Consider the following 10,034-nt stretch of genomic DNA (forward strand, 5'->3'; position numbering starts at 1 on the left):
AAAACGGCGGGGGCTTCATCTGTCCTTGCCACGCAAAACTCCGGTCCGAACGAGTGTATAGAAAACGAAAGCCGCTGACGGAAAATTTTCCGGGGAAACTACCGGAAAGACCATACCTGAAACACGGGAGAAACAAAATCTTGATACAAAACACCGGATACAGATATTTCCGGATACAATTCCGGGGATTTTACTCAAGATAAACGGTTGTTTTACTTTCCCGATTGTGGTTTTTTGAGGGCGGATAGACACAGGACCTCACTTGACCCGGCGGCCTGAACGTGAGAGAAAATAGGGCTCCGGAGGTCGGCTCTATTTGCATGTGGGTTTTCTGAAGTTTCGAACAAAATAAGCCGCTTTCGCTTTGTACGTTGACGAAAATGGTGTGTTTTTCTTTTCTTCTTCGACATTCAACCGAGAAAAGCCACGGCGAATGATATCTCTCAGTCTGAATAGCGTCATTTCGTTGACCTTCAACAGCTTCTCCTACGCGGCCCTTTTATTTCTCCTGGCAAGCGGCCTCTCCCTGATCTTCGGCGTGATGCGCATCGTCAATCTGGCCCACGCGGCATTTTTCCTCTTCGCCGGGTACCTGGCGCTGGAATTCTACAACATTGCTTACGGAACGCTTTCTGTCATGCCCCGCCTGATACAGCTCATCGCCTGGGGTGCGCTTTATTTCGCATACAAGGGCCTCTCCCGCGTGGTCGGCATGAAGAAATCGATCGTTATCCTCTTCGGGATATTTGTCCTCGGGGAAATCGCGTTGCGCTATTTCCCGCTGGAGACCCTGGAAGACCTGATGGGCAGCTCCCATTTCTACAAGCTCTTCTTCCCCAACGTGCCGCTGGCCCCCATCGGAAAAACCGACGGGGTGAGTTTTCTCGGCCTGATAGGCGCCGTCGTCGTCGCCGTGATTGGCATGGCGCTGGGCGGCATGCTCATCGAACGCTATTTTCTGCGGCGCCTCGGCCAGGACACCTTGTCGCAGGTGTTGGTCACCATCGGCTTCGCCTTTATCCTCCAAGACGGCTCCCTCTACACCTGGGGCGGCGACAACTATATCTTCGCGCAGCCTTGGCCCTTCGACATCAGCACGGTCATCGGGGGTCTTTCCTTTCCCCGCTACCGCGCATTCATGATCGGGATCGCGATCATCGTCATGATCGTTCTCTATTTTGGCATCGAGCGAACCCGGCTGGGCGCTATCATGCGTGCGACGGTGGATGACCCGGAAATGGCGCGGGGAATCGGCATCAACACGAATATCGTTTCGATGAGCATCTTCGCCATCGGCGCGCTCCTCGCGGCCATCGGCGGCGTGGTGGGCGGCGCATTCTTCGGGGTCTATCCCGGGCTGGACTTCGAGATTCTACCCTACGCATTCGCGGTGGTGATCATCGGGGGACTCGGCAGTCTCCCCGGCGTCATCGTCGGGAGCATCGTCGTCGGCTTCATGGAGAATTTCGGAACGGCGCTGTTCCCGGAACTGAACTATTTCGCGCTCTTCGCGCCGATGGCGATCATCCTGGCCATCAAGCCGACGGGCCTGTTTGGAAGGGGCTAATTCGTGATGGACTTTTTTACCGCGAATCTCATTCGCGTGGCATTGCGCATCTTGGTGGGGGTGGCCCTTGTCTACGGGCTATACCGCCTGATCCATTGGGCCAATACCCCAGCAAGAAAAACTGTGGCGACTTTGGGAGTCCTTGTTTTCATCGGAGCCATTACCCCCTTTCAAGACCAATTTATCCAGACGCTTTTCACCGAAATCCTGGTCTTCGGCATCATGGCGATGAGCCTGGACATTCTTCTCGGCTTCACGGGGCTCGCCTCGCTCGGCCACGCCGCCTACTACGGCGTGGCGTCCTACGGGACCGCCATCATCATGACCAAAACGGACTGGGTCTGGACATTTGAAATGTACGAATGGGCGAGCAGCATCGGTATGGGAATCCCGTATCTGTTCATCGCCGGGATCATCATCGCCATTTTCTTTTCTGCGTTTTTCGGCTTTCTCGCCATCCGGGCGACCGGCGTCTACTTCCTGATGATCACCCTCTCGCTCGCCATGGTCACCTGGGGCGTCGCCTACCGCTGGAGCTCCGTCACCCAGGGCGACAACGGCATCATCATCGCGGAGCGGCCCACGCTCCTCGGTCTTTCCCTCCGGGAACCCTTGCCGTTTTTCTACTTCACGATGGCCGTCTTCCTCATCTGTCTCGTGCTTCTTTATCTCTTCGTTCAAAGCCCGTTCGGGCGCTCCCTGGTCGGAATCCGCGAGCGCGAAACGCGGATGGAAATGCTGGGCTACAACGTCTGGCTCCACAAATATCTGGCATTCATCATCGCCGGCACCTTCAGCGGAATTTCGGGGGTGCTGTGGACCCTGTTCAACCTTTTCGTCAGCCCCCCGGACGTGGAACTCATCGCTTCGGCGGAGGCGATTTTCATGGTGGCCCTCGGCGGGCCCGCCACGCTCATCGGGCCGGTCATCGGCGCGGCCATCATCCGTTCCCTGCAGCAGTTCGTCAGTATCTATGTCGAGCGCTGGCCGCTGATTCTCGGGGCCATCTACATCCTGACGATCATGCTCGGAAAGATGTACAACGTGGAGGGAATCCTGGGCATGTTCGCCAAGCTCCGCGAGAAAAAAGCGGCGGCGGCGGCGGAAAATTCGACAAGCTAATACGGTGTTTTTTGCTTATATTTCAGGATACGCGAGGCACCCTTTGCCACACCCCCAAGGAGGACACAGAATGAAGACAAAGTGGCTTGCAGCAATCGCAGGGATTGCCCTGGCCGTTTCGGTTGGCGCCGGCCCGGCCAGCGCGGCGGAAGTCCGTATCGGCTTCATCGCCCCGATGACCGGTATTTTCGCCCAAGTCGGAAAGGACATGAGCAACGGCTTCAAGATGTACCTTGAGGACAAGGGCCACAAAATGGGCCCCCTCAAGGTCAAATTCATCCTCGAGGACTCGACCGGAAAGCCGGCCGTCAACGTCCGCAAGGCGATGAAACTTGTTCAGCGGGACAAGGTTCACATGTTCCTGGGCGGAGTCCTCGCGAGCACAGGCTACGCGCTGGCGCCCGTGGCGGATCGCTTCAAGATTCCCTACATCTCCCCGGTTCCGGCCGCGGACGATCTGACCCAGCGCAAACTCTACAAATACTTCCTGCGCTCGGGCTTCACGAGCAGCCAGAACAGCCATCCGCTCGGTGAATGGGCCTACGATCAGGGATACCGCCGGATCGTCATGATCGGCGCCGACTACGCTTTCGGCTACGAGACCCTCGGCGGCTTCCAGAAAGCCTTCGAAGAACGCGGCGGCAAGATCATCAAGAAGATCTGGGCCAAGCTGGGCACGAAGGACTTCGGCCCCTACCTGCCCCAGATTCCCAAGAACGCCGACGCCATCATGACCCTCATGGTCGGCCCGATGTCGCTGGCCTTTCCGAAGCAGTTCCGGGCGGCCGGCTTCAAGATGCCGATGCTCGGCGGCGTGACGAGCGCGGATGAGTTCACCCTCCCCTCCATGGGCGATGAGGCCCTCGGCTACGTGACCTCGGCCCAGTACAGCGCCGCCCTCACCACCGACAAAAACAAGGCGTTCGTCAAGGACTACCAGAAGCGCTTCGGAAAGATGGCCTCCTACTACTCGGAGACCAGCTACACCACGGGCCAGTGGATTGAGCTGACGCTGAAGAAGATCGGCTACAAGCCGGGCAAGACGCTCGACTTCATCCAGGCCTTCAAGACCATCCGGATCGACGCCATCCGCGGGCCGGTCTACCTCGACAAGTTCGGCAACCCGGTCCAGAACAGCTACGTCCGCAAAGTGGAGCGCGTCCCGGGCGATCGCCTCGGACTCGGCGTGAGGCCGAACTCGCTCTGGAACGTTGTCATCAAGACCTACCCGGCAGTGGGCCAGTTCTGGAAATGGCCCTCCGAGGAGTTCCTGAAGCAGCCCGTGTACAGCAAAACGTTCCCGAACTGCCCGAACTGCGAGTAGAATTTCCGATTTCGGCGCCGCCGTCCGGAGCCCAAAGCTCTGGGCGGCGGTTGCCTTGTTCGGACCCTGGGAAAGGAGCAGAGGACATTGGCCGAAACACAGCCGCGGCTTGAACTAAAGGGGGTATCGAAATTTTTCGGCGGCCTGCACGCCGTCGAGGATGTCAGCCTGCGCCTCGGCCCCGGTGAGCGCAGGGGCATCCTCGGGCCCAACGGCGCCGGGAAGACCACCCTGTTCCATCTCATCACGGGCGTCCTCCCGCTCACGCACGGCGAGGTCCGGCTCTTCGGCCGCAACGTCTCGAATTGGTCCACCCATAAGCGCGTGGCGCTGGGGATGTCGCGCACGTTTCAGATCACGAGCCTCTTCCCCCGCCTGACCGTCCTGGACAACGTGCTCCTCGCGGTGCAGGGACTCCGCAAGATGAAGATGTCCATGCTGAAGCCGCTCACCCGCTACAAGGAAAATTACGGCAAGGCGGAAAAGCTTCTGACGGACGCCCATTTCTGGGAATCGCGCGACATCGAGGTGCGGAACCTCTCACACGGCGAGCAGCGCCAGCTCGAGATCATTCTCGCGCTGGCCAGCGACCCGAAGGTGCTCCTTGTCGATGAGCCCTCCGCCGGGCTGGCGACGGGCGAATCCCACGAGATGGCCGAATTTCTCAAGAGACTCGACCCGGACATCTCCATCCTGATTATCGAGCACGACCTCGACGTGATCTTCGAGGTGGCCACCGATATTTCCGTTCTGCACTACGGAAAACTTCTGACGGAAGGCCCCTGCGATCAGATTCGCAACGACCCACAGGTACAGGAAATCTATCTCGGAAAGGGCTAAACGTGCCGGCGCTGCTCTCTGTCGAAGACATTCATACCTACTACGGGGACTCCTATGTTCTTCAGGGGCTCTCACTCGAGGTGCGCGAGGGAGAGGCACTCGGCATTCTCGGCCGCAACGGCATGGGAAAAACCACCCTGATCAACTCCGTCATGGGCTTTGTCCCGCCGCGAAGGGGCAAAATCATCTTTCGGGGAGAGGAGATCACCCAGCGCACGAGCTACGAGATATCCATCGTCGGCATCGGCCTTTGCCCGCAGGGGCGGCGGATTTTCCCCACCCTGACGGTGCGCGAAAACCTCCTCGTCGCGGAACAGACCCACACCAGCTCCCGGTGGAACCACAAGGCCGTCTACGAGCTTTTTCCCCGCCTCGGCGAGCGCGAGAACCAGCGGGCCGGCTCCCTTTCCGGCGGAGAGCAGCAGATGCTCGCCATCGGCCGGGCGCTGATGACGAACCCTGACTGCCTGATTCTCGATGAGCCCTCCGAGGGGCTCGCCCCCCTCATCATCCAGGATCTCGGAGATGCCATCCGCTCGCTGAAGAACGAGGGCCTCTCCATTCTTCTTGTCGAGCAAAATACGCCCTTCGCCATCAAGGCCGTTGACCGGATCAACGTCATCACGAAAGGGCAGATGGTCTACGAATCCACGCCGGAAGAGCTCTGGGCCAACGAGGAAGTCAAAAAGGCGCACCTGGGAATCGGCTAACGCTTCTTTCTCCGCACGGCGGCGATGGCAAGCGCCACGCGATCCGGCGTCAGCGGCAACTCCGTGAATCTCACCCCGACCGCATCCGAAACCGCATTGGCGATGGCCGACGGTGACCTGCTCGCCCACCCCCTTCGCGCCGTAGGGACCGTTCGAATAGGGGTCCTCCACGATCATCGCCTCAACATTTCCGGGCATATCCACCACCGTGGGGGCCAGATAGCCGTGCATGTCCGGGTTGAGTACCCGTCCCTCTTTCTGGACGATCTCTTCCATCAGGCAGAACCCGAGCCCCATGTAGACGCCGCCCTCTATCTGCTGCACAACGCCGAGAGGGCTGATGGCCTTCCCCACGTCGTGGGCAGCCCATACGTTCACCACCTCGATCTCGCCCGTTTCGGGATCGACGAGCACCTCGGCCGCCTGGGTGCCGAAGCCGTACACCTCATACGGACTTCCCAGCCCCGTTTCCGCATCGACGCGGGCGGGCGGGGGGATGCTGTCCGAAGCACCGATGAGCTTTCGCTCATCCCCCACAAACTGCTTGGCCAGATCCGCCAGGGACAAAGTCGTCTCCGGGTGGGAGAGGGAGCGGACGCGGCCTTCCTCCAGGGCGAGATCGTCGGGCTCCGCCTCGAGGAGCGCGCCGGCCAGCCTGAGTATTTCCTGGCGCGCCTTCAGGGACGCCAGATAAACCGCCTTGCCCCCCTGCATGGTGATGCGCGAGCTTGAGCTCGTTCCCCCGAAAGGATCGACCAAGGTGTCCACCGCCCCCACCCGAAACTCGCTGAAGGGCACCTGCATCGTCTCGGAGGCAATCTGACTCAGGACCGTTTTGCTCCCCTGGCCGAAATCCACCACCCCGGCCGCGATCTGAATCTTCCCGCCCGGCAGGAGATAGATGTTCGCCTCGGCCGGGGAATAGGCGTTTCCCGTCCCGTAGTGACAGCAGGCGACGCCGAAGCCGCGCAGGCGTCCGTCTCCGCCCCGGCGGCCGCGGGCTCTCCGGCTTTCCCAGCCCGAGGCCAAACCGACCTTCGAGAGGGTTTCCATCAGCCCGACGCTTTCGGTCAGGAGCTGATTCCACGGGGTCCGCGATCCGATCCGCAGGCCGTTGATGCGGCGGATTTCCAGTGGATCGATGCCGAGGGCTTCGGCGAGAAGATCCATTTGCTGCTCGCAGGCGAAATTTACCTGGGGGCAGCCCGGCGCGCGCATCTGTCCGCCGTAGGGATGGTTGGTGTGGACGCAAAAAACATCGACTTTCACGTTGGGTATCTGGTAGGGGCCCATCGAATGGTAGGTGGCGCGCTTGAAGGCCGGCTGGTTGTTTCCGCCGCTCGCCGAATAGGCGCCCTTGTCGAGATAGATTTCTACCTCGCACGCGAGGAGACGCCCGTCGCGGGCGGCGCCCATGCGGGAGCGGATGACGGAGCCGTGCCGCTTGGTGGAACCAATCATGCTCTCCTCGCGGGAGTAGACCAGCTTGACGGGTCTGTGGCTCGCCTGGGCCAGAACGGCCGCGCGCAGACAGACATCCACGCTGGCCTCGCTCTTCCCGCCGAAAGCGCCGCCGGGCATGGTCTGGGTGAACCTGACCGTGGACTCTTCCCGTAAGCCGAGCACGCGGGCCGCATTTTGCCGGACCAGAAACGGCTGCTGGGTGGCCCCCCATATATGGATCATGCCGCCGGGGAGAGGCATCGCGAGAGCGGATTCCACCTCGATGTAGAGATGGTCCACCGCAGGCGTCCGGTACACGTTCTCCACAACCACTTCCGCGGAGGCGAAAGCGGATTTCACGTCGCCGCTTCGTATCCTGGCCGTGTTCAACAGATTCCCCTCCGGCCAAATCTTCACGGCGTCCTTCGCCATCGCTCTTTGCGGATCCTCCAGAACCGGGAGAGGCTTGTACTTCACCCGGATACGCTCCAGCGCCGCCGCCGCCGCCTCATGCGTTTCGGCCGCAACGAGCGCCACAACATCTCCCATGTAGCGGACGCGCCGATGCGCAATGATGGGAGTGGCCCGAGGGTGCGGAAGCTGGCGGGGCTCACCCGGCAGGTCTTTTCCCGTCAGTACGACGGCGACGCCGGGGATTTTCATCGCCTCATCGGCATCTATCGAAAGAATTTCCGCATGGACATGGGCGCTCCGGAGCGCCTTTCCGATGAGCGTTCCCGGAAAATCCAGATCGTCAAGATATACCGCGGTTCCTGATGCCTTCTCGGGTCCATCGTGAAAGGAAAAATCGGCGCCGATTGCCCTGCCGCCGCCCATATCTTTCGCTTCAGCCATAAAACTCCCCAAACTGTGATTTTTAGCCCCATGTCACGGAAAAAGACCGCCCAATTTACTGTCAGAACGCCGAAATGTCCATGTGTGTGCGAAACCCCGAAATCACACCCCAAAAAACCAATTTGCAGGCTACGTTTGAATCTCGCCCGATGCGCGAAATGGGTCTCACCGCAGAGAAGTTCCCATTGTCACCCGCCGGATATCTCGCTATTATATTCTTATTGCAGGTTTTTAGGGGCTTTTTTGTCGGTTCCGCGATCGGATGATGGGTAATTCGTTCACTTACGGCTTTTCGATCATCATGGAACCTCGAAACCACCTGGGGCGGTATCTATCGCATGGGCGCAATCAACATTGAGGATCTGCAGGCCGGCATGGTCCTGGCCGATGATGTGCTGACCCGGGAGGGGCGAACGCTTCTCCGGAAGGGAAACCAGATCACCCAAAAGCACATCAACATTTTCAAGGCCTGGGGAGTGACCGAAGCCGACATCAACGGCGTCACGAAAGAAGATGCGATTGCCTCGGCCATCAGCCGCTTCGATACCCGCATTTACCAGGATGCCGAGCAAGCGATCGAGTCTATTTTTGCGCATACGGACAAGAACCATCCTTTTGTGAGCGAATTGCTCCGGCTTTGCATTTTCCGGGACGCGGAGAAAAGGCAAGACGCGGAGAAATAATGAACACCCGCCCTGAAGACTTGATACGCATCGGCGATAAAGTGCCGACGCTTCCGCATATATTCCATCGGCTGAACGAAGCCGTAAATGATCCGCGCAGCTCGATGCGCGACATCGCGGGAATCATCAGCACCGATCAAAGCCTCTCGGCGCGCCTTCTCCGCATCGCCAACAGCGCCTTTTACGGTTTCCCCTCCCGCATCGAAACCATTTCGAGAGCGGTCACCATCATCGGTACCCAACAGCTGCGCGATCTGGCGCTCGCCACCAGCATTGTCGAGACTTTTTCCGGGTTGCCCATCAAACTCGTCGACATGTCGTCATTCTGGCGGCACAGCATCGCCAGCGGTATCACGGCAAGGATCATGGCCAACTACCACCGGGAATCGAACATCGAACGCTTTTTCGTTGCGGGCCTCCTCCACGACATCGGGCGGCTCTTGATTTACAAACACGAACCCGAAAAAGCGCGCGAGGCCATCGAGAGCAGCACCGCCAAGAACGAACCTTTGTTCATGACCGAATACAATCAATTCGGCTATGACCATGGAGAGGTCGGCGGGGCGCTCCTTCGTCATTGGGGACTTCCCGCCAGCCTTGAAGAAGCCGTTCGGTATCATCACAACCCCTCTTTCTCCAAACGGTTCCCGCTGGAAACCGCCACCGTCCATGTCTCGGACATCATCGCCAACGCCATGAGATACGGAAGCAGCGGCGAGCGTTTCGTTCCTCCGCTCGAGGGCGACGCATGGGAACAGCTCCGGCTGCCCGTCAGCATTCTCTCGCCCGCTCTCGAACAGATTGACAGGCAATTTTCCGATTCCGCGAAGCTGTTCCTGGAGGACACGAATTAATGGCGGATGAGAATTCCCGTATCGAGGAATTGGAAAATCAGCTGAAGCATCTGGAGGAAATGAACCGATGGACGCTCGAGTCCCTGTCCATGGTCACGTCAATCGGCGATTTTCAGTCTTCTATCCAGAACGAACAAGCGGAAATTGATATTCTCAAAATTACGTCCGAAAGGATCAAGCGGCTGATTGATTTCGAAGCGATCGCCTTTTTTTCGATTAACAATTTCGATCAAAGTTTCAACGCAACATATACGGAACCGCCATCTCAGACCGAGGCCATTCAAAAAGAAGCCGACCGGCTCATCCAGAACGGTACCTTTTCCTGGGCGCTTCATCAAAACAGGGCCACCGTTGTGCCCACGGAATTTTTTGGGAAAACTGCCATCCTCCACCCTCTGGCGACGAAAAACCGGATCCGCGGAAATTTCATCGGATTCATACGGGGCGACGGCCGGCACATCTATGACGCCTCGCTCCATCTGCTTTCCATCGTTCTCCTGAACAGCGCCAACGCCATTGAAAGCTTCGAGCTTTACGAAATTTTTCGGGGCCAAAACAGGTCACTGGAGGAAGTCGTCGCCGAAAGAACCAAAGACCTCCAGGCCGCGCACGATCTGGCGGAGGAGGCCAACCGGG

General features: G+C 59.0%; 8 protein-coding genes and 1 pseudogene. 8 read left to right on the forward strand and 1 reads right to left on the reverse strand.

Features of this window, described 5'->3' with window-relative positions:
* The first annotated feature begins 433 nt into the window (after positions 1 to 433).
* The 5 genes from O2807_06680 to O2807_06700 all read left to right on the forward strand — a co-directional run bounded on the left by O2807_06680 (position 434) and on the right by O2807_06700 (position 5,563).
* Positions 434 to 1,567 carry a branched-chain amino acid ABC transporter permease gene (locus O2807_06680; GenBank protein MDA1000187.1) on the forward strand — a complete coding sequence of 378 codons (1,134 nt, stop codon included), beginning with the start codon at positions 434 to 436 and terminating at the stop codon, positions 1,565 to 1,567.
* Positions 1,568 to 1,690: 123 nt separating this feature from the next.
* On the forward strand, positions 1,691 to 2,689 hold the full coding sequence (locus O2807_06685; protein ID MDA1000188.1) for a branched-chain amino acid ABC transporter permease: 999 nt from the start codon (positions 1,691 to 1,693) through the stop codon (positions 2,687 to 2,689).
* Between the two features lie 70 nt (positions 2,690 to 2,759).
* The gene (locus O2807_06690; protein MDA1000189.1) at positions 2,760 to 4,013 is read left to right on the forward strand and encodes an ABC transporter substrate-binding protein; all 1,254 of its coding nucleotides are present in this window, start codon (positions 2,760 to 2,762) and stop codon (positions 4,011 to 4,013) included.
* 87 nt (positions 4,014 to 4,100) lie between these two features.
* Complete coding sequence (locus O2807_06695; GenBank protein MDA1000190.1) at positions 4,101 to 4,853, forward strand: ABC transporter ATP-binding protein; 753 nt, start codon at positions 4,101 to 4,103, stop codon at positions 4,851 to 4,853.
* 11 nt (positions 4,854 to 4,864) lie between these two features.
* The gene (locus O2807_06700) at positions 4,865 to 5,563 is read left to right on the forward strand and encodes an ABC transporter ATP-binding protein (GenBank protein ID MDA1000191.1); all 699 of its coding nucleotides are present in this window, start codon (positions 4,865 to 4,867) and stop codon (positions 5,561 to 5,563) included.
* A gap of 204 nt (positions 5,564 to 5,767) precedes the next feature.
* Here the strand turns inward: O2807_06700 and O2807_06705 are convergent.
* Positions 5,768 to 7,843: pseudogene (locus O2807_06705) on the reverse strand (xanthine dehydrogenase family protein molybdopterin-binding subunit).
* A 356-nt stretch (positions 7,844 to 8,199) separates the two neighbouring features.
* Between O2807_06705 and O2807_06710 the strand changes: the two are divergent.
* The 3 genes from O2807_06710 to O2807_06720 all read left to right on the forward strand — a co-directional run.
* On the forward strand, positions 8,200 to 8,544 hold the full coding sequence (locus O2807_06710) for a hypothetical protein (GenBank protein MDA1000192.1): 345 nt from the start codon (positions 8,200 to 8,202) through the stop codon (positions 8,542 to 8,544).
* Complete coding sequence (locus O2807_06715) at positions 8,544 to 9,398, forward strand: HDOD domain-containing protein (protein MDA1000193.1); 855 nt, start codon at positions 8,544 to 8,546, stop codon at positions 9,396 to 9,398. Before O2807_06710 ends, O2807_06715 begins: the two co-directional genes overlap by 1 nt.
* The coding region (locus tag O2807_06720) for a hypothetical protein (protein ID MDA1000194.1) at positions 9,398 to 10,034 on the forward strand (637 nt) is incomplete at its 3' end. The genes O2807_06715 and O2807_06720, both read left to right, overlap by 1 nt.

Source organism: bacterium (assembly GCA_027622355.1).
In the GTDB taxonomy this organism is placed as follows: domain Bacteria; phylum UBA8248; class UBA8248; order UBA8248; family UBA8248; genus JAQBZT01.